Origin of the sequence: Microvirga flocculans ATCC BAA-817 (assembly GCF_000518665.1) — a bacterium.
Classification (GTDB): Bacteria; Pseudomonadota; Alphaproteobacteria; order Rhizobiales; family Beijerinckiaceae; genus Microvirga; species Microvirga flocculans.
This window is the reverse complement of record NZ_JAEA01000007.1, coordinates 137,882-159,838: the sequence shown is the minus strand read 5'-3', so window position 1 is coordinate 159,838 and position 21,957 is coordinate 137,882. Positions and strand designations below refer to the sequence as shown.

At 66.1% G+C, this 21,957-nt stretch carries 23 protein-coding genes; 14 read left to right on the top strand and 9 right to left on the bottom strand.

All coding sequences use genetic code 11. The features are described from left to right. Positions 1–34 precede the first annotated feature (34 nt). The 4 genes from dapB (at position 35) to L879_RS0109110 (ending at position 3,172) form a co-directional block, all read left to right on the top strand. The gene (gene dapB / locus L879_RS0109125; RefSeq protein ID WP_027315835.1) at positions 35–841 is read left to right on the top strand and encodes a 4-hydroxy-tetrahydrodipicolinate reductase; all 807 of its coding nucleotides are present in this window, start codon (positions 35–37) and stop codon (positions 839–841) included. A 34-nt stretch (positions 842–875) separates the two neighbouring features. Beyond that, entirely contained in the window at positions 876–1,496 is a 621-nt protein-coding gene (locus tag L879_RS0109120; protein WP_027315834.1) for a 2,3-bisphosphoglycerate-dependent phosphoglycerate mutase, read from the top strand. Positions 1,497–1,569: 73 nt separating this feature from the next. Beyond that, a complete protein-coding gene (locus tag L879_RS0109115) occupies positions 1,570–2,190 on the top strand; it encodes an alpha-ketoglutarate-dependent dioxygenase AlkB family protein (RefSeq protein WP_027315833.1) in 621 nt (206 codons plus the stop codon). Positions 2,191–2,233: 43 nt separating this feature from the next. Beyond that, on the top strand, positions 2,234–3,172 hold the full coding sequence (locus tag L879_RS0109110; protein WP_035459142.1) for a hypothetical protein: 939 nt from the start codon (positions 2,234–2,236) through the stop codon (positions 3,170–3,172). Here L879_RS0109110 and L879_RS0109105 read toward each other — a convergent pair. The 3 genes from L879_RS0109105 to L879_RS21070 form a co-directional block, all read right to left on the bottom strand. After that, on the bottom strand, positions 3,169–3,804 hold the full coding sequence (locus L879_RS0109105) for a trimeric intracellular cation channel family protein (protein ID WP_027315831.1): 636 nt from the start codon (positions 3,802–3,804) through the stop codon (positions 3,169–3,171). The two genes, L879_RS0109110 and L879_RS0109105, sit on opposite strands and share 4 nt — an antisense overlap. Continuing rightward, entirely contained in the window at positions 3,805–4,416 is a 612-nt protein-coding gene (gene grpE, locus L879_RS0109100) for a nucleotide exchange factor GrpE (RefSeq protein WP_027315830.1), read from the bottom strand. A 64-nt stretch (positions 4,417–4,480) separates the two neighbouring features. After that, positions 4,481–7,231 (bottom strand): [protein-PII] uridylyltransferase, encoded by a 2,751-nt coding sequence (locus tag L879_RS21070; protein ID WP_035459139.1) that lies wholly within the window; start codon positions 7,229–7,231, stop codon positions 4,481–4,483. A 259-nt stretch (positions 7,232–7,490) separates the two neighbouring features. Here L879_RS21070 and L879_RS0109090 point away from each other — a divergent pair, with 259 nt between their 5' ends. From L879_RS0109090 to L879_RS0109075, 4 genes are read left to right on the top strand one after another with little or no spacing between them, the layout of a single operon-like run. Continuing rightward, a complete protein-coding gene (locus L879_RS0109090; protein WP_027315829.1) occupies positions 7,491–8,453 on the top strand; it encodes an aliphatic sulfonate ABC transporter substrate-binding protein in 963 nt (320 codons plus the stop codon). Positions 8,454–8,476: 23 nt separating this feature from the next. Then, complete coding sequence (locus tag L879_RS0109085; protein ID WP_027315828.1) at positions 8,477–9,331, top strand: ABC transporter permease; 855 nt, start codon at positions 8,477–8,479, stop codon at positions 9,329–9,331. Continuing rightward, positions 9,331–10,119 carry an ABC transporter ATP-binding protein gene (locus L879_RS0109080; RefSeq protein ID WP_027315827.1) on the top strand — a complete coding sequence of 263 codons (789 nt, stop codon included), beginning with the start codon at positions 9,331–9,333 and terminating at the stop codon, positions 10,117–10,119. Before L879_RS0109085 ends, L879_RS0109080 begins: the two co-directional genes overlap by 1 nt. A gap of 19 nt (positions 10,120–10,138) precedes the next feature. Continuing rightward, positions 10,139–10,648 carry an OsmC family protein gene (locus tag L879_RS0109075; protein ID WP_027315826.1) on the top strand — a complete coding sequence of 170 codons (510 nt, stop codon included), beginning with the start codon at positions 10,139–10,141 and terminating at the stop codon, positions 10,646–10,648. A gap of 8 nt (positions 10,649–10,656) precedes the next feature. Here the strand turns inward: L879_RS0109075 and L879_RS0109070 are convergent, their stop codons facing one another. Beyond that, positions 10,657–11,865: a penicillin-binding protein activator gene (locus tag L879_RS0109070; RefSeq protein WP_368086317.1), complete on the bottom strand. Its 1,209-nt coding sequence runs from the start codon at positions 11,863–11,865 to the stop codon at positions 10,657–10,659. 170 nt (positions 11,866–12,035) lie between these two features. Here L879_RS0109070 and rsmI point away from each other — a divergent pair, with 170 nt between their 5' ends. Beyond that, a complete protein-coding gene (gene rsmI, locus L879_RS0109065; RefSeq protein ID WP_027315824.1) occupies positions 12,036–12,974 on the top strand; it encodes a 16S rRNA (cytidine(1402)-2'-O)-methyltransferase in 939 nt (312 codons plus the stop codon). Further along, on the top strand, positions 12,971–13,348 hold the full coding sequence (locus tag L879_RS0109060) for a YraN family protein (protein WP_027315823.1): 378 nt from the start codon (positions 12,971–12,973) through the stop codon (positions 13,346–13,348). Before rsmI ends, L879_RS0109060 begins: the two co-directional genes overlap by 4 nt. A 16-nt stretch (positions 13,349–13,364) precedes the next feature. Here L879_RS0109060 and L879_RS21065 read toward each other — a convergent pair whose 3' ends face one another. Beyond that, entirely contained in the window at positions 13,365–14,084 is a 720-nt protein-coding gene (locus L879_RS21065) for a lipid kinase (RefSeq protein ID WP_368086316.1), read from the bottom strand. Positions 14,085–14,400: 316 nt separating this feature from the next. Here L879_RS21065 and gshB point away from each other — a divergent pair, with 316 nt between their 5' ends. Beyond that, complete coding sequence (gshB, locus tag L879_RS0109050) at positions 14,401–15,345, top strand: glutathione synthase (protein ID WP_027315822.1); 945 nt, start codon at positions 14,401–14,403, stop codon at positions 15,343–15,345. A 256-nt stretch (positions 15,346–15,601) separates the two neighbouring features. On the opposite strand, the gene hemW is transcribed toward gshB, so the two are convergent. Beyond that, positions 15,602–16,762: a radical SAM family heme chaperone HemW gene (hemW, locus tag L879_RS0109045; protein WP_027315821.1), complete on the bottom strand. Its 1,161-nt coding sequence runs from the start codon at positions 16,760–16,762 to the stop codon at positions 15,602–15,604. A 217-nt stretch (positions 16,763–16,979) separates the two neighbouring features. Here hemW and L879_RS0109040 point away from each other — a divergent pair, with 217 nt between their 5' ends. Together L879_RS0109040 and L879_RS0109035 are read left to right on the top strand one after the other, a co-directional pair. Beyond that, positions 16,980–17,633, top strand: coding sequence for a TetR/AcrR family transcriptional regulator (locus L879_RS0109040; protein WP_027315820.1), 654 nt, complete (start codon positions 16,980–16,982; stop codon positions 17,631–17,633). 102 nt (positions 17,634–17,735) lie between these two features. After that, entirely contained in the window at positions 17,736–18,212 is a 477-nt protein-coding gene (locus L879_RS0109035) for a DUF2852 domain-containing protein (protein ID WP_027315819.1), read from the top strand. Positions 18,213–18,255: 43 nt separating this feature from the next. Here the strand turns inward: L879_RS0109035 and L879_RS0109030 are convergent, their stop codons facing one another. Both L879_RS0109030 and rph read right to left on the bottom strand, forming a co-directional pair. Then, positions 18,256–18,891: a non-canonical purine NTP pyrophosphatase gene (locus tag L879_RS0109030; protein ID WP_027315818.1), complete on the bottom strand. Its 636-nt coding sequence runs from the start codon at positions 18,889–18,891 to the stop codon at positions 18,256–18,258. Positions 18,892–18,893: 2 nt separating this feature from the next. Beyond that, entirely contained in the window at positions 18,894–19,607 is a 714-nt protein-coding gene (gene rph / locus L879_RS0109025) for a ribonuclease PH (protein ID WP_027315817.1), read from the bottom strand. 147 nt (positions 19,608–19,754) lie between these two features. Here rph and hrcA point away from each other — a divergent pair, with 147 nt between their 5' ends. Beyond that, on the top strand, positions 19,755–20,846 hold the full coding sequence (hrcA, locus tag L879_RS0109020; protein WP_027315816.1) for a heat-inducible transcriptional repressor HrcA: 1,092 nt from the start codon (positions 19,755–19,757) through the stop codon (positions 20,844–20,846). Between the two features lie 9 nt (positions 20,847–20,855). Here the strand turns inward: hrcA and L879_RS0109015 are convergent, their stop codons facing one another. Then, the gene (locus tag L879_RS0109015) at positions 20,856–21,890 is read right to left on the bottom strand and encodes an alpha/beta hydrolase family protein (protein ID WP_027315815.1); all 1,035 of its coding nucleotides are present in this window, start codon (positions 21,888–21,890) and stop codon (positions 20,856–20,858) included. Between the last annotated feature and the right edge of the window lie 67 nt (positions 21,891–21,957).

The window sequence follows — 21,957 nt, the reverse complement described above, 5'->3', positions numbered from 1 at the left end:
GCCCCGTGACAACAGGAGAACGGGCATGAGCGAGATGCGACTTGTCGTGGTGGGTGCCGCCGGACGCATGGGGCGCATGCTCATCAAGGCCGTAGCCGAGACCGAGGGCTGCACCCTCGTCGGGGCCATCGAGCGGGAGGGGTCTCCCGTGCTCGGCCAGGATGCGGGACTTCTCGCCGGCACGGGCCTGCTCGATGTGGACGTGACGGACGATCCCCTGCCCGTCTTCGCCCAGGCCGACGGCGTCCTCGACTTCACAGCCCCCGCTGCTACGACAGCCTTCGCGGCGCTCGCGGCCCAGGCGCGGATCGTGCACGTGATCGGTACGACCGGCCTGCAGGAGGCCGACTTCACGAAGCTCGAAGCGGCCGCACGCCATGCCCGCATCATTCAGTCCGGCAACATGTCGCTCGGGGTCAACCTGCTCGCGGGCCTCGTGCGCAAGGTCGCCGCGACGCTCGGCGAGGACTACGACATCGAGATTCTCGAAATGCACCACCGCATGAAGGTGGACGCGCCCTCAGGCACGGCCCTGCTTCTCGGCGAGGCGGCGGCGGAGGGACGCAAGGTGTCGCTGAAAGACCGCTCCGTGCGCAGCCGCGACGGGCATACGGGCGCGCGCAACCCCGGCGATATCGGCTTCGCGACCCTTCGCGGCGGCACCGTGGTCGGCGATCATTCCGTCATCTTTGCCGGTCCCGGCGAACGCCTGGAGCTGTCCCACCGCGCCGAGGACCGGAGCATCTTCGCGCGCGGCGCGGTGAAGGCCGCCCTCTGGGGCTTCGACAAGAAGCCGGGCTACTACACCATGGCCAATGTGCTCGGTCTCGACCGGCTCTAACCCCACCCCACACCTTGACTGGAGACGCCAAGACATGAACCGCCTTCTCGTCCTTGCCCGCCACGGCCAGAGCGAATGGAACCTCAAGAACCTGTTCACCGGCTGGAAGGATCCGGGGCTCACGGATCTCGGCATCGAGGAGGCGCGCAATGCGGGCCGCCGCCTGAAGGACATGGGCGTCCAGTTCGACGTCGCCTTCACCTCCGACCTCGGGCGCGCGCAAGCCACCTGCAAGCTGATCCTCGAGGAAATCGGCCAGCCCGATCTCAAGGTCATCGCCAATCAGGCTCTGAACGAGCGCGACTACGGCGACCTTTCGGGCCTCAACAAGGACGACGCCCGCGCCCGCTGGGGCGAGGAGCAGGTCCATATCTGGCGCCGCTCCTACGACGTGCCTCCTCCTGGCGGAGAAAGCCTGAAGGACACCGTGGCCCGCGTGCTGCCCTACTACATCCGCGAGATCCTGCCCCGCGTCATGCGCGGCGAGCGCGTGCTCGTGGCCGCCCACGGCAATTCGCTCCGCGCCCTCGTGATGGTGCTCGACGGCCTCACCTCCGAGACGATCCCGGGCCTCGAGCTCGCAACAGGCATCCCGCTCGTCTACAACCTGAATGCGGATACCACCGTATCCAGCAAGAAGGTGCTGGAAGGTTAGGACCGCCATGACCGCCATTCCGGGCCCGGCTGCCGCAAGCGGCCCGGAATGACAGTGGAGCGCATTCGAATCCATGTCCTCCCTGACCCTTGCCCCCGGCCTCGCCTATTACCCGGATTATCTCGACCGTGCGGCCCAGGAGAGGCTCCTCGCCTCCCTGCGCGAGATCGTGAAGGCCGCTCCGCTCTTCACCCCGCACATGCCGCGCACGGGCAAGCCGTTCTCCGTGCGCATGACCAATTGCGGGAGGCTGGGCTGGGTATCGGACGTGGATGGCTACCGTTACCAGCCGTCACACCCCGAGACCGGAAAGCTCTGGCCTGCCATGCCTCCCCAAGTGCTGCGCGCCTGGGAAGAGTTGAGCGGCTATCCGCATCCGCCGGACGCCTGCCTGATCAATTTCTACGCCCCCTCGGCCCGCATGGGCCTGCACCAGGACAAGGACGAGGAGGCGTTCGATGCGCCCGTGGTGTCGCTCTCCATCGGGGACACGGCGCTTTTCCGCTATGGCGGGCTGGAACGGAGTGACCCGACGAAATCCGTCAGGCTCCGTTCCGGTGACGCGATCGTGTTCGGCGGCCCGGCACGGCTGATCTATCATGGGATCGACCGGGTGAGCGCGGGAAGCTCCGACCTGCTGCCGCAGGGCGGGCGCCTGAATCTCACCTTGCGCAAGGTGGAAAAGCCGCTTTAGCTTTCAACCTAGAGATGACATGCCGTTTCCTGGAGGAGCCCCTATGAAAGGTCTCGCAACCGCTGCCTTAGGTCTCGTCCTGTCGGTTCAGGCCGCTCTCGCGGTAGAACCCGTCTTTCCGCCTGCCTCGCGGATCGGCCTCGTCCCCCCGAAGGACATGACGGTCTCACGGCGGTTCAGCGGTTTCGAGAACGAGGAGAAGGCCACCGCCATCACCCTCGTGGAAATGCCGGCGGCCGCCTATGAGCAGCTCGTGGGCGGCTTCACGAAGGAGGCGCTGAAGCGCCAGGGCCTGAACGAGACCTCCCGCGAGGACGTAAAGCTCAGCCAGAGGGCAGGCGTTCTGATCGGCGGCACCCTGCTGGGTGCCGTTCAGGGCCGCAAATGGATCCTGGCGGTGAAGGGCGAGGACATGGCCGCCCTCGTGATCGCCGATATCCGGGGCGGTGAGGACGGCTACAGCGAGGCGCAGATGCGCGAGGCCCTCACGAGCGTCGCCCTGCGCGGCCCTGTCTCCCTGGAGGAGCAGGTCGCGGCCATGCCCTTCCGGGTCGGAGACAAGGCCGGCTTTCGCCCGGTGCGGGCGATGACGGGGAACTCGGTTCTGTTCACCGACGGCCCCAAGGACACCATCAAGGCGGTGGAGCAACCGATCCTGATCGTCGCCTCGTCGCTAGCGGTTCCGCCACCTCCCGGCGAGCGGCGCAACCAGTTCGCCCGCGCGGCCCTCAACGCCAACCAGATCCTGAAGGACATCAAGATCGAGCGCTCGGAAGCCTTCCGCTTCAAGGGGCAGGACTGGCACGAGATCGTGGCGACGGCCACGGAGGCGGAATCGGGTCAGCCCATCGTCGTGATGCAAACCATCCGCTTCGAATCCGACCGCTATGTGCGCATGGTCGGCATGACACGCACCGAGCAGCGGAGCGAAAACCTGCGGCGCTTCCGGGCCGTGATCGACAGCGTTGAAATCAATCCTTAATCCCGCGCCGGGAAAGCCGGGAGGGACCAGCCGCGCAGGATGGCCAGCGCCCGCAAGGCGAAGGCCGCAACGAAACCGGCGGCCGAGCAGAGGAAAGGCTCGAGCCCGAGGCTCTGCAAGCCGACCATGACGGCCGCGCCGAGCGCCGCCGCCGTGACATAGATTTCCTGGCGCAGCACGAGAGGGGTCGTTCCGGCGAAGATGTCGCGGATGATGCCGCCGAAGGTGGCCGTGATGGTGCCGAGCGCAATAGCCGAGAGGGCCGGCACCCCGACCGCCAGGGCCTTGGCGGTGCCTGAAACGGCGAAAAGGGCAAGCCCCAGGGCATCGGCCCAGATCAGGGCGCGGCCGCGCCGTCCGCCCTCGATCCGGGCCACGCGCTTGGGACCCAAGGCGAAGACCAGCTCCGCCACGACGAGACAGACCAGCACATCGCTCGGGTCGCCCACCCAGAAGACCGGATCCGCGCCGATGAGCAGATCCCGCACCGTCCCTCCGCCGACGCCCGTGAGCGTGGCGAGCAGCGCAAAGCCGAAGGGATCCATGCCCTTGCGGGCCGCCATCAGCGCGCCCGAGAGCGCGAAGACGGCGACACCGACGGTTTCAAAGGGAATGGTTTGAAGGAAGTCCACTTAAGATGCGGAGGAATTGTCCGCGGACTCAGCGCCGTTGGCGGCCTTCGGGCCGCCCTTGGAAACGCCGACCAGGGCCGGGCGCAGGACGCGGTCGCCGATGACGTAGCCGGACTGGACCACCTGCAGGACCGTGCCGTTCGGCACCTCCGCATTGGGAATCTCGAACATGGCCTGATGCACGTTCGGGTCGAACTTCTGGCCCTGCGGGTCGAGCTTCTTCACCCCATGCCGCTCAAGGGTCTTGAGCATGTCGCGTTCGGTGAGGTCGATGCCCTCGATGAGGCCCTTGAAGGCGCCCTCGGCGGTGCTGCGGGCCTCCTCCGGCACGCTTTCGATGGCGCGGCGGATATTGTCGGCCACATTGAGCATGTCGCGGGCGAAATTGGCCACCGCATAGGTGCGGGCATCGGCTACTTCGCGCTCTGTGCGCCGGCGCAGGTTCTCCATGTCGGCCATGAGGCGCAGGAGCTTGTCCTTCAGATCCGCCTTCTCGGCCTCGAGAACGGCGATCGGGTCGGCCTCGGGCGCGGACGCAGCCTCGTTGACGGCGTCCTGGGCGGGCTCGGCCTGCGGGGCCGCGTTCTGGTTTTCCGTGTCGTTCGGATTCATGATCGATCAGTTTAAGGTGGAACGGAAGGGTTCGGGGCACATATCAGGTTCCTGGGGCCACAAATCAAGCGCTACGCCGCTGAAGAGCCTCGCTTTCCTCCGTCTTGAACACGTCGAGAAGGGCCCGGCGGATGGACGCCTGGCGGCCCGCATGGGTGACCTTCGTGCCGGTCAGGTCCGTGACATAGAACACGTCCACCGCCTTCTCGCCGAAGGTCACGATATGGGCCGAGGCGATGTTCAGGTTGAGCTTGCCCAAAGCCGTCGTGAGGTCGTAGAGGAGCCCCGGCCGGTCGAGACCCGAGACCTCGATCACCGTCTGGCGGTTCGACAGGGAATTGTCGATCGTCACCTCCGGCGGCACGTGGAACGCTTTTGCGCGCTCCTTCGCCGGGCGCTTGCCGTCCACGAGATCGGCGATCCTCACCTCCCCCTTCAGCGCCCGCTCGATGGCCTTGGCGACCCGCTCGGCCCGACGCAGCTCGTCCTCGTCCCGGTCGAAAGCGCGGGAGAGCACGATGGTGTCCACGGCAATACCGTCCGTAGTGGTGAAGATCTGGGCATCGACGATATTGCCGCCCGCCGCCGCGCAGGCGCCCGTGACGATGGCGAGCAGGCGTGGATGGTCCGGCGAGAGAATGGTGAGCTCGGTGACGCCGCGAAACTGGTCCGTCTCGTAAGCCGTGGTCACGCTGTGCCCGGCCTTGTCCGCCTCCCGCAGCAGGCGGGCCTGCTTGGCGCGCCGGGTCTCGTCGGTCTTGAGCCAGTAGCCCGGCGCATGACGCGCGACATAGGCCTCGAACTCCGCATCGGACCAGTCGGGCAGCTCGGCCCGCAGACATTCCTGCGCGAGGCGCACCCGTTCGGAACGGGCGAGATCCACCGCGCCGCCGCCGAGGATCACCTCGGTCTCATGATAAAGGGTGCGCAGGAGCTGGCCCTTCCAGCCGGTCCAGGTGCCGGGCCCCACGGCCTTGATGTCGGCGATGGTGAGCACGAGCAGGAGCTTCAGCCGCTCCATGGTCTGCACCACTTCGGCGAAGCTCTTGATGGTGGCCGGGTCGGAGAGATCGCGGCTCTGCGCCGTGTTCGACATCAGCAGGTGATGTTCGACGAGCCAGGCCACCGTGTCGGTTTCCGCCTCGGTGAGGCCGAAGCGCGGCCCGAGCTTGCGTGCGATGGCCGCGCCCGCCGTCGAATGGTCTTCCGGCCGCCCCTTGGCGATGTCATGCAGGAAGACGGCGACATAGAGCGCGCGTCGGTTGCGGATGGTGGGAAAAATCTTGTTCGCCAGGGGATGCTCGTTGACGAGCTGCCCGGCCTCGATTTCGGTCAGGACGCCGACCGAGCGGATGAGATGCTCGTCCACCGTGTAGTGATGGTACATGTTGAACTGCATCATCGCGACGATGCGCCCGAAATCCGGCACGAAACGACCGAGCAGGCCGGCTTCGTTCATGTGCCGCAGCACGACTTCCGGCGCGTTCTTCGACGTGATGATGTCGAGGAAGAGCTTGTTGGCTTCCGGATCGTTGCGCAGGCCCGGTCCGATCAGCTTGAGCGAACGGGTGGCGAGCCGCGTCGCATCGGGATGGATCGCGAGATTGCGCCGGTCGGCGAGCCAGAAGAGGCGGATGATGTTGACGGGATCGCGCTCGAACACCGCCTCGTTCTCGACGTTGAGACGGTTGTTGTCGATGATGAAGCCTTCACCCAGCATCGCCCCGGTGCGCCTACGGCGGAAGCGGCCGAACACGCGATCCAGCATGGGGCGGCGCTTGGTCTGGCGCGCCTCGAGCTCGGCGCAGACGATGGCCGTGAGATCGCCGACATCCTTGGCGATGCGGAAGTAAGCCTTCATGAAGCGCTCGACCGCCGACAGGCCCGCCCGCGGGACGAATCCGATGCGCGTGGCGATCGCCCGCTGCAGGTCGAAGGTCAGACGCTCCTCGGCACGTCCTGTGGCGAAATGCATGTGGCAGCGCACCCGCCACAGGAATTCCTCGCAGCGGGCGAAGAGATTGAACTCCTCCGGCGTGAAGAGCCCCGCCTTCACCAGTTCATTCGGCTCCTTCACGCGATAGACGTATTTCGCGATCCAGAAGAGCGTGTTGAGGTCGCGCAGACCGCCCTTGCCGTCCTTCACGTTCGGCTCGACGAGATAGCGGGAGGCGCCGGCCTTGGCGACACGGGCGTCGCGCTCCTTGAGCTTGGCATCCACGAAGGCGGGGGCCGAGACCGCGACGATTTCCTGATCGAAACGCTTTTCGAGATCGTCGAAGAGATCCCGGTCGCCGAACAGGAAGCGGGCTTCGAGCAGGGACGTGCGGATCGTCATGTCCGCGTTCGCCTCGCGCAGGCATTCATCCACGGAGCGGGTCGCGTGCCCTACCTTGAGCTTCAGGTCCCACAACACATAGAGCATGGCCTCGACGACGCTCTCGCTCCAGGCGGTCTGCTTGTAGGGCAGCAGAAACAGGAGATCGACGTCGGAGCCCGGCGCGAGGGTTCCGCGTCCATAGCCGCCGGTCGCGGCCACGGCGAAGCGCTCGCCGGCAGAGGGATTGGCGGCCGGATAGAGATGACGGATCACCGCATCGTGGACGATGCGCACCACCTGATCCATCTGCTCGCAGAGATAGCGGGCGCAGTCGAGACCGTTCTGGCTTTCCAGAAGCCTGGCTTCGGCCTCGGCCCTTCCCTCGTCGAGAAAAGTCTTCAGCGTAGGCACCAGCTTTGCGCGCAGGTCCGCCGCATCCCGGGTCGGCCGGTCGCCGAGGCTTTGCAGGAGGCTCTGGGGGCTGTGGGTAGGCATGAAACGACCGTATGCGAAGTATCCCCGGCTTACCATCTCCTTGCGCCTGGGCCCAAGGGAGGAATTCCATGGACTGGATTTATCCGGAAAAACGGATATCGTGTTCTTTATAAGAAATATCGTTTGACATAAAGTACAAACCGTTCCATATAAGGAACACGCGCCGATTTGAGCATGCAGCTTGCGGGCGCGAAACAAGTGCAGCTAAAGCGCGGGTGCCTCGGACAAGGCCCCATGCGCCAGACAGGGGACCGAAACGATGAGCCTGACCCGACGTCTTTTCCTCGCAGCCTCCCTTGCAACCGGCCTTGCCTCCGGCACGGCCTCGGCCCAGGTGAAGGAGGTCCGTATCGACTTCGCCACCTACAATCCGGTCAGTCTCGTCCTGAAGGAGCAGGGCTTCCTCGAAAGGGAACTCGCCAAGGACAATATCGGCGTGCGCTGGGTGCAGTCGCTCGGTTCCAACAAGGCGCTCGAATTCCTCAATGCCGGCTCGATCGACTTCGGCTCGACAGCCGGAGCCGCCGCGCTGATCGCCAGGATCAACGGCAACCCGATCAAGTCGATCTATGTCTATTCGCGTCCCGAATGGACGGCGCTCGTTACCCGCAAGGACACGGGCATTGCCAAGGTCGAAGACCTGAAGGGCAAGCGCGTGGCCGTGACCCGCGGCACCGATCCGCACATCTTCCTCGTGCGCGCCCTGCAGGACGCCAAGCTGACCGAGAAGGACGTGAAACTCGTTCTTCTCCAGCACCCGGACGGTCGCACGGCCCTCGAGCGCGGCGACGTGGATGCCTGGGCCGGGCTCGATCCGTTGATGGCCGCAGCCGAGGTGGAAAGCGGCGCCCAGCTCTTCTTCCGCAACGCAGCCGCCAATACCTGGGGCGTGCTGAACGTCTCCGAGTCCTTCGCCAAGGATAACCCAGCCCTCGTCGAGCGTGTCCTCAAAGCCTATGAGCAAGCCCGGCAATATGCCCTTGCCAATCCGACGGAGCTGAAGAAGATCCTGATCACTTACACCAAGCTGTCGGATGCTGTGATCGAGCGCCAGCTGCAGCGCACGGAACTTACCCATTCCACCATCGGCCAGCCGCAGGCCGACACGATCCTCGCTGCGGGGCTCGCGCTCCAGCAGGCCGGTGTCGTGCCCGCAGAGGCGAATGTGCAGGCCGCCGTCGATGCTCTCATCGACCGCCGCTTCGCCACCGCATCGCGCTGATGACGTCGTCACGGGAGAGCGCCGTGTCAGGCAACGCTGAAACTGTCGCCTGGTCCTCCCAAGAGGGTGCCGCCGCTCTCGCGGCCCCTGACTTTGCCGAGAAGCGACGCGCCTTCGACGGGCGCATCCTTCTCGGCTTTTTATTGCCCATTGCCATCGCGCTTCTCTGGGAAGCCGCCGTTTATTTCGGCCTTTCCCAAGGCCGGCTCATTCCTCCGCCGAGCCGCATCCTCGCGACGCTCGAGGCGCTGGCCAAGACCGGCGAATTGTGGGCCCATAGCTGGATGACGCTCTGGCGCGTTCTGACCGGCTTCGCCATCGGCGCAGTGGCCGGCATCGTGCTGGGCACGCTCTCAGGGTCGAGCCGCACGATCAGGCAATTTCTCGATCCCACCCTTCAGGCGCTGCGCGCCATTCCCTCCATCGCCTGGGTGCCGCTGTTCATCCTGTGGCTCGGGATCTTCGAGGCCTCGAAAGTGGCGCTCATTGCGGTGGGCGTGTTCTTTCCTGTCTATCTCGGCATCGCGGGCGCGATTCTTTCCCTAGACCGCAAGCTCGTGGAGGTCGGCCACGTGTTTCGCCTCTCGCGCCTCCAGCTTGCGCGGCGCATCCTGCTGCCCGCCGTTCTGCCCGAAGCCGTGATCGCGCTGCGCTCGGGCCTGGGGCTCGGCTTCATGTTCGTGGTCGCCGCAGAATTCATGGGCGCGTCCGAGGGTCTCGGCTATCTGCTCGTCGACGGACAGCAGATGGGAAAGCCCGACCAGATCGTAGCGGCCATCATCGCCTTCGCGCTTCTGGGCAAGATCGCCGACAGCCTGCTCGTCGTGGCCTCCATGCCGCTCGTGCGCTGGCAGGACACCGTGCGGGAGAGACTGTGATGCTGTCCCTCAAACATCTCTCCAAGACCTATGCCGACGGCACGCGCGCGCTTTCCGACATCACTCTCACGGTGCATGAAGGCGAGATCGTCGCGCTGATCGGTGGCTCGGGCTGCGGCAAGACCACGCTTCTACGCCTCATAGCCGGCCTCGACCGGGAAAGCGCCGGGCGTATCCGCCTCGATGGCGAGGTTCTCTCGGGGCCGCATCCGGCCGTGGGCATCGTGTTCCAGGAGCCGCGCCTTCTGCCGTGGCTCACGGTTTTTGAGAACATCGCCTTCGGCCTCGACGGTGTGAGCGCCGCCGAGAAGAACGCACGCGTGTCGCATGCGCTCGAAAAGATCGGCCTGTCAGAACATGCGAACCGCTGGCCGCGCGATCTTTCGGGCGGCCAGCAACAGCGCGTATCGATCGCGCGCGCCTTCGTGACCAACCCGAAGGTGCTTCTCCTCGACGAACCGTTCTCCGCCCTCGATGCCTTCACCCGCGCGAGCCTGCACGAGCATCTGCTCGGACTGTGGGAGGAGACGCGCCCCACCGTCGTGCTCGTCACCCACGATGTGCAGGAGGCGGTGACGCTTGCGGATCGCGCCGTCGTCATGCAGCCGAAGCCGGGACGCATCTTCGATGAGTTGCCGCTGACGCTCGCGCGCCCGCGCGACAGGACGGGACTGCCCTTCGAGAGTTCCGTGCGCCGCATCTTGACGGCCCTGGACCATTCCCTCAAAGCTCCGCAAGAGCAGCCGCAGCGCGAACGCGACCGCCAGGCCGCCGCGCTGTGGTGGTAGGAACCACAAGGACATCATCATGGATGCGACCGCCCTTCGCTCTCTCCAGGCGCCGTTGAAGGATCAATACCGCAGCGATCCGAATTCCGCCGTCATCACCTTGAAGGCGCAAGGCACGCTCGACGACCAGCACATCGCCTGCAAGGTCGAGACCGGGCGCGCGCTCGCGGTCGCGGGCCTTCATCCGGCCACCGGCGGCTCCGGCGCGGAATTGTGCTCGGGCGACATGCTGCTCGAGGCGCTCGTGGCCTGCGCGGGCGTGACCTTGAAGGCGGTCGCGACCGCGCTCGAGATCGACCTGCGCCACGGCGCCGTGAAGGCGGAAGGCGATCTCGACTTCCGCGGCACGCTCGGCGTCGACAAGACGGCGCCCGTGGGCTTCAAGAACATCCGCCTTTCCTTCGAGGTCGACACGGATGCGCCGCAGGAAAAGATCGACCAGCTGCTCAAGCTCACCGAGCGTTACTGCGTCGTCTTCCAGACCCTCAACAACAAGCCGGATTTGAGCGCGACGCTGACGCGAAAATAGCCTTGCGGTCAGTTGCCTGCCACGAGCGTTCTCGGTGCGCCGCTGACCAGGATTGCGGTGCCGTTGCGGATTTCCTGAACGGTCAGCGCGCGGTTGTTGGTGCCGTCGGGGTTGAAGCGGAACACGCCGTCGGCCCCGGCGAATCCGGACGGGTTCGTGAGCGCCGCATCGCTGAACCCCTGCACGCCCTGCATCCGCGCCAGCGCCGCCGCCAGCGTCACCGCATCGTAGGACAGGGTCGCAAGCCTGATCGGATCGGTGTTGAAGCGCGCCCGGTAGCGCTCGGCGAAGGCATTGAAGCCGCGATTGTCAGGCGCCGCGAACCAGCCGCCCTGCAAGGCCGACAGGCTCAGAACGCGCGGCTCGTCCCACACGCCGGTGCCGAGCGGCTTGACCCGAATCGGGTCGAACCCCGCCATCTGCAGGGCCTGGGCTACGGCGGGCAGCCCATCGCCGTTGTCGGGAACGAACAGCGCATCGGCCTGGGGCGCAGGGCCCCCGATCACGGGAGCAAGGCGCTGCATGGCCGCCTGGGGCTGCGCTGGCGGGTAATGTTCGAGCGCGACGATGCGGATGCCCTGCTGCGCCGCCGCCTGCTGGAAACGCGCCTCGGCCACGCGGCCATAGGTCGTCTCCGGGATCAGGGCTGCGACGGACCGCCGGCCCTGGGTCGCGGCGAAAGAAACGATGCGGTCGACCTCTTCCTGCAAGAGGAAGCTCAGGAGATAGACGCCGCGCGTGGCGACGCTCGCATCCGTGGAAAAGCCGATGACAGGTTTACCCACAGGGCGCGCCGCCTGCCCGGCCGCCTGGACGGAACCGGCGAAGAGCGGGCCGATGATGAGCTCGGCCCCCTCGGCGAGAGCCTGCTGGGCGGCGGCCTGCGCTCCCTCGGGCGTGCCGCGATCGTCCTTCACGAGGAGGGTGATTCCCGAACCCTGAAACTCGCCGAGCGCCATTTCGGCAGCATTGCGCATGCTCTGCGCCACCACTGCCCCCTGCCCCGGAGCGGTCATGGGCAGGATGAGGCCGACCTTGACGGGACCGGAGCCGATGGTGGCGCCATCCGGCGGCACGACGCCGGCAGCGTAAACAGGCTCGACGGCGGGAGCGCGCGGCTCGCCCGTCCGGCTCGGCGGCATCAGGCTTCCCGAGCCGATGCAGCCGGACAGGGCCAGCGACACAGCCAGAACGCCGGTCCATGCGGCCCGGCTCAAAAGGCTTCCCGCCCTTCCAAACGATCCATGCGCCATCTCCGCCCCCTCTGGAAACAGCTTTGCTTGCCGGGGAAAAGGTGGCAGCAAAAAGTAAACATTGTTTCTCATGCAGGATTGGGCGCCCGCTCCGGCTTTCGCGACGGCTCCGCTTCATGCGACAGTGACAGGACATGACTCAGAGAATCGACAACCGGACCAAGCGGCGCGAACCCACCGAGCGGGTGGCGACCTTCACCGCCTTCGGCCTCGCCGCCGAAGCCAAGCCCCTCTCGCCCGGCCTCTATGTGGTCGCGACCCCCATCGGCAACCTGCAGGACGTGTCCTTCCGGGCCCTGAGCGTACTCGCGGCGGCGGATGCGATCCTGGCCGAGGATACGCGGGTGACGAAGACCCTGCTTGCCCATTACGGCATCACCACGCCGCTCGTGGCCTATCACGAGCATTCCAACGATGCCGTGCGCGAGCGCATGGTTCACCGCATAAGGGAGGGGCAGGCGCTGGCCCTGGTGTCGGATGCTGGGACGCCGCTGGTCTCGGACCCAGGCTACAAGCTCGTCCAGTCGGCCATCGAGGAAGGACTGCCGGTTACCCCGATTCCCGGCCCCTCCGCCGTGCTCACCGCGCTCGTGGCGTCGGGCCTGCCCACCGACCGTTTCTTCTTCGAGGGCTTTCTGCCGCCCAAGAGCGCGGCGCGACGGGCGCGACTTGCCGAGATCGGCTCCATCCCCGGCACGCTCATGCTCTTCGAGGGCCCGCACCGGCTGCCCGAGATGCTGGCCGATGCCGCCGACGTGCTGGGCGAGCGGCAGGCCGTTGTGGCGCGCGAGCTCACCAAGATGTTCGAGACGATCCGGCGCGGCACGCTCCCCGAACTCGCCCGGCAATTCGCGGAGGAAGGCCCGCCGAAAGGCGAGATCGTGGTCCTGATCGGCGAAGCGACGAAGGCGATGCACGCGGCCGAGGCCGACGCGGCCCTCGACGGCAAGCTGGAAGCCGCACTCAAGAACCACTCGATCAAGGACGCCGCGGCACTGGTGGCGGCAGACCTCGGCCTGCCCAAGCGCGAGGTGTATGCCCGCGCACTCGAACTCGCGAAACGGGATGCATGAAGACCGCCCTCGAGCGACGCAGAGCGACGTTCCTGCGAGGGCACCATGCCGAGTGGGTCGCGCTTCTGTTCCTGCTCGCCAAAGGCTACCGTCCCCTCGCGCGCCGCTATGCGGCCTCCGGCGGCGAGATCGACCTCATCGTCATGCGCGGCGACACCATCGCCTTCGTCGAGGTGAAGGCGCGCGGGCTGATGGACGATGCGCTCTCCGCCATCACGGCAGCAAAACGCCGTCGCTTCTCCCGCGCCGTGAGGGCCTGGCTTTCGCGCAATGACTGGGCCGTGAACAAGACATGGCGCGCCGACGCGGTGTTCATCGCACCCAAGACGTGGCCGCGGCATATCGTGTCGGCATTCGAGTTGGAGATGGGCTGAAGATACGGCGGCTCTGTTACTTCGGCGCGAACACCGTCACGGCGGCGGGCCTGATGGAGAAGTGAGCGGGCGTCTGCGTCACGATCTCGCCATCCGCATTGATGGGCCTGGGCCTGCGGGTGCGGATGTCGAATTCCTTCGCCCGCACCGCCCTCACCTCCTCCCAGGCTCCGTGCTGGCCATAGCGGAAGGAGCGCGCCATGAGGGCGAGCTTCCAGGCCCGCTCCAGCTCGAGGCTGTAGAGGTCGAGGTGCTGATCGTCGATGGCGGCATCCTTCTCGACAGCGTTGCCGCCGCCGTAGAAACGCCCGTTGCCGACCGCGATCTGAAGCGTCCGCACGCGCACGGATTCCGTTTCGCTCGTGATCGTCGCCCGGAAAGGCCTTGCCTGGGCCAGGACCTTCAAGGCCACGAGCGCATAGCCGAGGCGGCCCCAGCGTCGCTTGATGTCCCGCGTCAGCTTCTGGGCAAGCTCCGCCGAGAGGCCGAGGCTCGCCACGTTGAAGAAGGGTTCGCCATTGACGATGCCGAGGTCGATCCTGCGGGTATGGCCATCGGCGATGACCTGGGCCGCGCCGTCGAGATCGAAGGGGATGTGGAGGGTGCGCGCAAGATCGTTGGCCGTGCCGAGCGGCAGAATGCCGAGCGGCAGCCCTGCCTCGATCACGCCGAAGGCCGCCGCATTGAGGGTGCCGTCCCCCCCCGCCGACGATGGCGCAATCCATGCCCTCGGCATTCTCGACGATGAGGGGAGAAAGATCCTCACGGCGGCTGCATTCCAAGGGGAAAGGCTCGATGCCGTGGCCTCTCAGGCGCTCGATGGCGATATCGCGTTGGGCGGCGCCGCTGCGGCTCTTGGCGTTGACGATGAGAAGGGCGCGGCGGGACATGCTCGGTCACATGGAGAAGCTTGAGGGGAACTGCAAGGGGCCGCGGCAAGCGGAGCCGTTCGATAACACGCATCCCCCGCTTTTCGTTCGCTCCGCGTGGCTTCGGAGTTGCCATCCCGCCTTTTTGGCACAATAACCCTGCTTCCCAAGGAGGCCTGACGCATGACCCTCACCGTCGCGTTCCAGATGGACCACATCCGCAGCATCAAGATCGCGGGCGACACCGGCTTCGCGCTGCTGCTCGAAGCCCAGCGGCGTGGACACCGGGTCCTGCATTACACGCCCGACCGCCTGTCGCTGCGCGACGGCGCCGTGATCGCCATGGCCGAACCCATCGAGGTGCGCGACGTGGAGGGCGACCATTTCACCCTGGGCACGCCCGAGCGAGTCGACCTCTCGACCGTCGACGCGGTGCTCATGCGCCAGGACCCGCCCTTCGATCTGGCCTACATCACCGCCACGCATTTCCTGGAGCGCATCCACCCCAAGACTCTCGTGGTCAACGATCCCTCGCATGTGCGCAACGCGCCGGAAAAGATCTTCGTCACGCATTTCCCGCACCTGATGCCGCCGACGCTCATTTCCCGCGACAAGCAGGAAATCGAGGAGTTCCGCCGCGAGCACGGCGACGTCGTCATGAAGCCGCTCTATGGCCATGGCGGCGCGAGCGTGTTCAAGGTCGGGCGCGAGGATCCCAATTTCGGCTCGCTCTACGATCTTTTCGCCAACCTCTTCCGCGAGCCCTGGGTGATCCAGCGGTTCCTGCCGAGGATCACGGAAGGCGACAAGCGCATCATCCTCATCGACGGCGAGGCGGCGGGTGCGATCAACCGCGTTCCAGCGGCCAACGACATCCGTTCCTACATGGTGCGCGGGGGCGCCGCGAAGCCCACCGACCTCACGCCCCGCGAGCGCGAGATCTGCGAGACCATCGGCCCGGACCTCAAGCGCATGGGGCTCATCCTCGTCGGCATCGACGTGATCGACGGCAACCTCACCGAGATCAACGTGACGGCGCCCACGGGCCTGCGCGCCATCAAGCGCCTCGGCGGGCCGGATCTGTCGGCGACGGTGTGGGACGTAATCGAGAGCAAGGTGAAGCGCTAAGCGCTGCGCCATCATAGAGTGCGTGTTTCCCTCCCCCTTGTGGGGAGGGCCAGGGTGGGGGGTGTCGGCGCTGAACTGGACCAGCATGGCGCTCACCCCCCACCTCCAACTCCTCCCCACAAGGGGGAGGAGAGCCCGCGTGCTACAAGACAGGTCGCGGGCAAGCCCTAGATTTTCAGGGAGAAAAGTCGGATGGCGCTATTCTCGTCCAACAATTCCGGCCTCTGCTGAACAGTGCCACAGAGACAGCCTGGAACTAGGCTGCGAGTTCCGCGATCACCGCATTGAGAACCGGAAACCCCTTCGGCGTCACCGCCAGGCGCGAGCCGTCGAGGCGGATCAGGCCTTCCTCCTCCAGAATCCGCAGCCGCCGCGGATTGAGCGTTCGGCCCGTGAAGGCCTCGAAACGGCGCGCATCCACGCCCTCCTTGAGACGCAGCCCCATCAGCAGGAACTCGTCGCCCTCCGCCTCGGAGGTCAGCACCTCCTCGTCGATCACGCCGTGGCCTTCGCGTTCCACGCGGTCCAGCCATGTTTCGGGATGCTTCTCCGTCGCGGTGGCGAGCCGCGCATTGCCGGTGACGAGACGTCCGTGAGCGCCGGGGCCGATGCCGGCATATTCACCGTAGCGCCAGTAGAGGAGGTTGTGGCGCGATTCCGCGCCGGGCCTGGCGTGATTCGAGATTTCATAGGCAGGAAGCCCGTGCTTCTCGCAGACCTCCTGCGTGATGTCGTAGAGCGCGCGGCCCGTCTCCTCGTCCGGCACCGTGATCTTGCCCGCATCGTAGAGACGCTGGAACCAGGTGCCGGGCTCGATGGTGAGCTGGTAGAGCGAGAGATGCTCGACCGCATGGGAAATGGCCTGTTCCAGCTCGGCGCCCCAGGCCTGGGGTGTCTGGCCCGGGCGAGCATAGATGAGGTCGAAGGAATAGCGCTCGAAGATGGAGGCCGCGATCGATACGGCCGCCAGCGCCTCCTCGACCGAATGCATGCGGCCGAGGCGCTTGAGGTCAGGATCGTTGAGAGCCTGCACGCCGAGGGACACCCGGTTGATGCCGGCCGTGCGGTAACCGCGGAAGCGCTCCGCTTCGACGCTCGTCGGGTTGGCTTCGAGGGTCACCTCGGCATGGGAATCGATGGCCCATGCACCGCCGATGGCGTCGAGGATCGCGCCGACGGTTTCCGGCTTCATGAGCGAGGGCGTGCCGCCGCCGAAAAAGATGCTCGTGACCGTCCGACCCGGAATGCGCGACGCCGTATGGGCGATCTCGCGCCGGAAGGCAGCGAGAAACCGCTCCTGATCCACCGGCTGGTGGCGGACATGGCTGTTGAAGTCGCAATAAGGACATTTGGAGGCGCAGAAGGGCCAATGGACATAGACGCCAAAGCCCACGTCGCGCGTCGGATGATCGATCATGGGGCGTATATGGCAGGTCGGAGGCCGAACGTCACGGGTGGCGGTGTCGCGACCTGAAGATGGCCTGCGCCTCTCTCCCCGCGTGAGGAAGGAGAAAGAATGCGCATAAACTTTTCCGAACCGTTTGCCCGGGCGGTTGTTCACCCTTCATGAGCCTCCGCCCTAGCCTCTGCGGCGGCAGAGACTTAAGATTGATGCAGGAACACAGGAACCCATCATGCGGCATTGGCGCGGCCCGTTCGACCGGCAGGGCTATCACCACGGCAATCTAAAGGAGGCGCTGATCGAGGCGGCACAGCGCTTCATCGCCGAGCGGGGAATCGGCGGTTTCACGCTGGCCGACGCAGCCAAGCTCGTGGGCGTGACCCCGGCCGCGCTCTACCGCCATTTCCGGGGCCGGGACGCCCTGGTGGCGGAGGTGGCGTTCCGCGGCTACGACGAGCTGGCCAAACGCCTCGGCCGGGCGCTCCAGAGCGAGGGCACGGCGCTCGAACGCTTCACCCGGATGGGGGAGGCCTATCTGGCCTTTGCCGAGCAGGAGCCGGGCTTCTACGCCGCCATGTTCTCGGCCAAGCCTGCCGAGGGCGAGGCCTGCAGCCCGTTCTGGGCGAAGGCTGTGGAGAACGGGGGAAAAGCTTCGGGCAACGCCTTCGACTTCCTGGTCAAGGCCGTCAGCGACACGTTCCCGGAGGGCTTCCAGAACGTCGATGTCCGCTTCATCGCCATCGAGGTCTGGGCGCTGTCCCACGGCATCGCCACTCTCGACGCAGCCGGCCAGCTGCCGAAGGGCCCCGGCCTGCCCGACAAGTACGAGCTCCTGCGCGCCGGCGTCCTCGCCCTGGTCCATGGCGCCCTCAAGGGCAAGCCTTAGCCCCTCTCCAACGCATCATCCGATTTTCGGACCCGATCCCTTGAAAGCGCCAAAATCGATACGCATGTTAATGTTGTTAGCATTAACATAGGACCCTTCTCGATGTCTGATACTGCCTCCGCCGCCTGGAATGCGGGCCCGCATCAGGGCCCCTGGAATCAGGGCGCTCACCGCCGCTGCGGGCGCAAGCCCGGCCGCGGTCTGGAGATCGCCGGCATCATCCTGGGCTTCATCTTCGTCTGGCCGCTCGCGCTGGCCTATCTGGTGTGGAAAATGTGTGGATATCCGAACTACGACGAGGCCAAGGCCTATCTCCGTGACACCTTCGGCCGCGCCAAGGACGATTTCTTCGCCGCACGCGGTCCCGCAGGCTTCGGAGGCTTTGCCAGCACCGGCAACGCGGCCTTCGACGAATATCGCCGCAGCGAGCTGGAACGCCTAGAGGAAGAGCGCCGCAAGCTCGACGAGGAGGTCCGCGCCTTCCGCGACTTCGTCGAGGAGCTGAAACGGGCCAAGGACCGCGAGGAATTCGACGCCTTCATGGCCAAGCGCCGCGGCAACGGCCCGACGAACGTCTGATCAGCAACTCAAGCGAAGCGCCCTTCCCGGGCGCTTCGTGCTCTTAGGCCCTTTGCAGGCATCCCGCCGCCAGCTTCACGAAGGCCTGCGCCCGGTGGGAGAGCCCCGAGGGCTCGGGCTTCGACCAGTCGATGCCGTGCTTCTCCTCCGAAGAAATCTCACCGAAGGTCTCGGCGAAGCCGTCCGGCTGGAACATCGGGTCGTAGCCGAACCCCTTGTCGCCGCGCGGCGGCCAGACCACCTGGCCGAAGACGCGCCCCTCGAACAGCTCCTCGTGCCCATCGGGCCAGGCAATGACGAGAGCGGAGACGAAATGAGCCCGACGATCCGTCGCCTCGCGCTTGTCGAGCTCGCGCTTCACCCGCTCCATGGCGGCATAAAAATCCCGCGCCGGACCGGCCCAGTCGGCCGTGAACAGGCCCGGCGCGCCATCGAGGGCGTGAACGCAGAGCCCTGAATCGTCGGACAGCGCCGGCAGGCCCGTGGCCTTCGCCGCCGCATGGGCCTTGATAGCCGCGTTCTCGGCGAACATGTGGCCCGTCTCGTCGGGCACAGGCAGGCCGAGCTCGCCCGCCGACACGGCCTCGACGCCGAACGGGGCCAGCAATTCCCGCATCTCGCGCAGCTTTCCCGCATTGTGGGTGGCGATGACGACCTTGCCGGTCAGAGGGCGGTGCATCATCACGCCACGGCCTTCTTCTGGAGATCCACGAGCTGCGCCACGCCGGCCTTGGCGAGGCGCAGGAGGTTCAGGAACTCGTCCTCGGAGAACGGCTTGCCTTCCGCCGTGCCTTGCACCTCGACGATGCCGCCGGAGCCGGTCATGACGAAATTGGCGTCCGTCTCGGCGGCGGAATCCTCGGCATAGTCGAGGTCGAGCACGGGCTTGCCCTGATAGATGCCGCAGGACACGGCGGCGACGGGCTCGCGCAGGGGATTGATCGAGATGATCGAGCGGTTCTGCATCCATGCGAAGCAATCGTGCAGGGCCACCCAGGCTCCGGTGATGGAGGCTGTGCGGGTGCCGCCGTCGGCCTGGATCACGTCGCAATCGACGACGATCTGCCGCTCGCCGATGGCGGGCAGGTTGACGACCGCGCGCAGGGAGCGCCCGATGAGGCGCTGAATCTCCTGCGTGCGGCCCGAGGGCTTGCCGGAATTGACCTCGCGCCTAGTGCGCTCGTGGGTGGCGCGGGGCAGCATGGAATACTCCGCCGTCACCCAGCCGCGGCCTGTGCCGCGCAGCCACGGCGGCCCCTTTTCCTCGAGCGACGCGGTGCAGATCACCTTCGTGTTGCCGAAGGATACGAGGCAGGAGCCCTCCGCATAGCGCGCGACGCCCCGCTCCAGGGTGACGGGACGCAGTTCGTCGGGGGCGCGGTTGGACGGGCGCATGGGGGATTCTCCTCACAATCTTCCGATTCCCGCCTGTTTGAAGCGCCGGGGCGGTTTGCGCAAGGGTCAAGCCTTGCCTAACGGCTCCTCAAACCGCACATAATGCGGACTTGCAGGGTCGAATTGTGAAAGCGTAGAACCCATCGCATGCACGCAACCGGTCCTTTCTCCCCTCTGTCGGAAACCCGCGCCATCGCGGAGCTGAACGACCGTTCCCGCGAGATTTTCCGCCAGATCGTCGAAAGCTACCTGATGACCGGCGAGCCCGTGGGCTCGCGCCATCTCTCGCGCATCCTGCCGATGCCCCTCTCCCCCGCTTCGATCCGCAACGTCATGGCGGACCTGGAGGCGGCGGGCCTGATCTTCGCGCCCCATACCAGCGCAGGCCGCCTGCCGACGGAAACGGGCCTGCGCTTCTTCGTGGACGCCATGCTTGAAATCGGCGACGTGACCGCCGACGAGCGCTCGCGCATCGAGGCGCAGATGCGGGCGGCCGCCTCGGGCCACACCCTGGAAACGGCCCTCGCCGAGGCCTCGGCCCTGCTCTCGGGCGTTTCGCGCGGGGCGGGCGTGGTCGTGACCTCGAAGTCCAATGCGCGCCTCAAGCATATCGAATTCGTGCGACTCGACCCCACCCGCGCCCTCGTAGTGCTCGTTTCCGAGGACGGCTCGGTGGAAAACCGCCTCCTCGACCTCCCCGCCGGCCTGCCGGCCGGCGCCCTGGTGGAGGCCGGGAATTTTCTGAACGCCCGCATCCAGGGCAAGACCCTGGGCGACCTGACGCGCGAGATCGTCACCCGCCGCGAGGAGATGGAGCGCGAGCTCGATGCTCTCACGGCCCGACTCGTGGAGGCGGGGCTCGCGACCACCGTGGGCTCGGCTGAAACCCGCCAGCTGATCGTGCGCGGGCAGGCCAACCTGCTCGACGACCTGAAGGCGGCGGAGGACCTGGAGCGGATCCGCCTGCTCTTCTCCGACCTCGAAACGCAGACCGACGTGATCGACCTGTTGAGCCGCGCCGAGGGCGGGGAAGGCGTGCGCATCTTCATCGGGTCGGAGAACAAGCTGTTCTCCCTCTCCGGCTCCTCGATGATCGCCGCCCCCTTCCGCGACGGCAGCCAGAAGATCGTGGGCGTGCTCGGGGTGATCGGCCCGACCCGGCTGAACTATGCCCGCATCGTGCCGATGGTCGATTACACGGCCAAGGTGATCTCCCGGATCCTGGAGAAAGGGCGTTGAGGACCGGGTTTAATGCCCGACTTGCAACTGGCGCCTAAAGAAGCCCACGATCATGTTCACCAACTGCGCGTGGATGGCAGCGCGGGGACGGGAACCTCCGTCCTCGCATAAAGGATCTTCATCTCCTTCAGCCTTCAGTATGGCCGGACCTTCAGGCTTGCACTCGCCCAGGAAAGAATAATGCGTTGCATCGGAGACTGTATCATATCCGGCGCCAGGAATGGCTCGCGCAAGCTTTGAGCCCTCGATGGCGGGAATGATCCAGCCTGGACGCCCGAGGTTGATGATATGCGTCGGGACCGCAACCTTGGCCAGGCTCTCAGGCTGGTAGGCCTGCGCCATGGCCGGATCGATCACAACGGCCGCCTTGATGCGTCCGTCGAGATTGGAACGGTTGAAGCGTTCCTTGTCCAAAGCCTTGAAGCTCACTCCGCCTCTGACGAACCATGCACATTCGGGACCGGCAGCGCTCCCCTCGCAATAGCGGGAATAGGCCTCGGCATCGGCCCGCGCCCCCACAAGGGAAAGAGCCGTGTTTCCACCGAGGGAGAAGCCAAGCACGCCGATTCTGTTCCCATCGATCCGGGAGCCGAGTCTCTTGTCCGCCACGACGGCCGTGATGACAGCCGAGATGTCGGCAGGACGGTTCCAGATCTTGATGGTGGCGATCTGCGATGCATTGCCAGTGGTGCTGCCGGGATGGTTGGGAGCCGCGACTACGAACCCCTCCGCCGCCAGGCGCGATGCCAGCCAGCCGAGGCCAGGTGCATTGCCGCCGGAACCGTGCGAGAGCAGCACGAGCGGGAAACGCCCCTCGGCGAATGGCGCGTCGCCGCGCGCGGCTGTGCCCCTGAAGAGCGTGCTGTCTCCAACGAGCATGGGTTTTCCGCCCTCAGCCGCAGGATACCAGACCGAAACGGGGAGATCCGCTCCACGCTCCGGAGCGTGAACGGAAAAAGCATGGTAGCCGACCGGCTCCGCAGCCTCGGCGCCCTGGATAGCACCGAGAAAGCATAGGCCAACAGAAAGAACGACAGGTTTCATGATTGCGCTTTCAAAGTTCTCCGCCCCATTGGCGGACGGCCTGAAACTGCATCGTTCGGAGCCGCCA

Bases quoted from the DNA above. Each gene is read 5' to 3' on its own strand.
- rsmI (WP_027315824.1), top strand. From the start codon at position 12,036: ATGACTCAGAGAATCGACAACCGGACCAAGCGGCGCGAACCCACCGAG.
- L879_RS0109080 (WP_027315827.1), top strand. From the start codon at position 9,331: ATGCTGTCCCTCAAACATCTCTCCAAGACCTATGCCGACGGCACGCGC.
- L879_RS0109040 (WP_027315820.1), top strand. From the start codon at position 16,980: ATGCGGCATTGGCGCGGCCCGTTCGACCGGCAGGGCTATCACCACGGC.
- L879_RS0109075 (WP_027315826.1), top strand. From the start codon at position 10,139: ATGGATGCGACCGCCCTTCGCTCTCTCCAGGCGCCGTTGAAGGATCAA.
- grpE (WP_027315830.1), bottom strand. From the start codon at position 4,416: ATGAATCCGAACGACACGGAAAACCAGAACGCGGCCCCGCAGGCCGAG.
- L879_RS0109120 (WP_027315834.1), top strand. From the start codon at position 876: ATGAACCGCCTTCTCGTCCTTGCCCGCCACGGCCAGAGCGAATGGAAC.
- L879_RS0109090 (WP_027315829.1), top strand. From the start codon at position 7,491: ATGAGCCTGACCCGACGTCTTTTCCTCGCAGCCTCCCTTGCAACCGGC.
- L879_RS0109110 (WP_035459142.1), top strand. From the start codon at position 2,234: ATGAAAGGTCTCGCAACCGCTGCCTTAGGTCTCGTCCTGTCGGTTCAG.
- L879_RS0109060 (WP_027315823.1), top strand. From the start codon at position 12,971: ATGAAGACCGCCCTCGAGCGACGCAGAGCGACGTTCCTGCGAGGGCAC.
- L879_RS0109015 (WP_027315815.1), bottom strand. From the start codon at position 21,890: ATGAAACCTGTCGTTCTTTCTGTTGGCCTATGCTTTCTCGGTGCTATC.
- L879_RS0109030 (WP_027315818.1), bottom strand. From the start codon at position 18,891: ATGCACCGCCCTCTGACCGGCAAGGTCGTCATCGCCACCCACAATGCG.
- hemW (WP_027315821.1), bottom strand. From the start codon at position 16,762: ATGATCGATCATCCGACGCGCGACGTGGGCTTTGGCGTCTATGTCCAT.
- L879_RS21065 (WP_368086316.1), bottom strand. From the start codon at position 14,084: ATGCCGAGGGCATGGATTGCGCCATCGTCGGCGGGGGGGGACGGCACC.
- L879_RS21070 (WP_035459139.1), bottom strand. From the start codon at position 7,231: ATGCCTACCCACAGCCCCCAGAGCCTCCTGCAAAGCCTCGGCGACCGG.
- L879_RS0109035 (WP_027315819.1), top strand. From the start codon at position 17,736: ATGTCTGATACTGCCTCCGCCGCCTGGAATGCGGGCCCGCATCAGGGC.
- gshB (WP_027315822.1), top strand. From the start codon at position 14,401: ATGACCCTCACCGTCGCGTTCCAGATGGACCACATCCGCAGCATCAAG.
- rph (WP_027315817.1), bottom strand. From the start codon at position 19,607: ATGCGCCCGTCCAACCGCGCCCCCGACGAACTGCGTCCCGTCACCCTG.
- dapB (WP_027315835.1), top strand. From the start codon at position 35: ATGCGACTTGTCGTGGTGGGTGCCGCCGGACGCATGGGGCGCATGCTC.
- hrcA (WP_027315816.1), top strand. From the start codon at position 19,755: ATGCACGCAACCGGTCCTTTCTCCCCTCTGTCGGAAACCCGCGCCATC.
- L879_RS0109115 (WP_027315833.1), top strand. From the start codon at position 1,570: ATGTCCTCCCTGACCCTTGCCCCCGGCCTCGCCTATTACCCGGATTAT.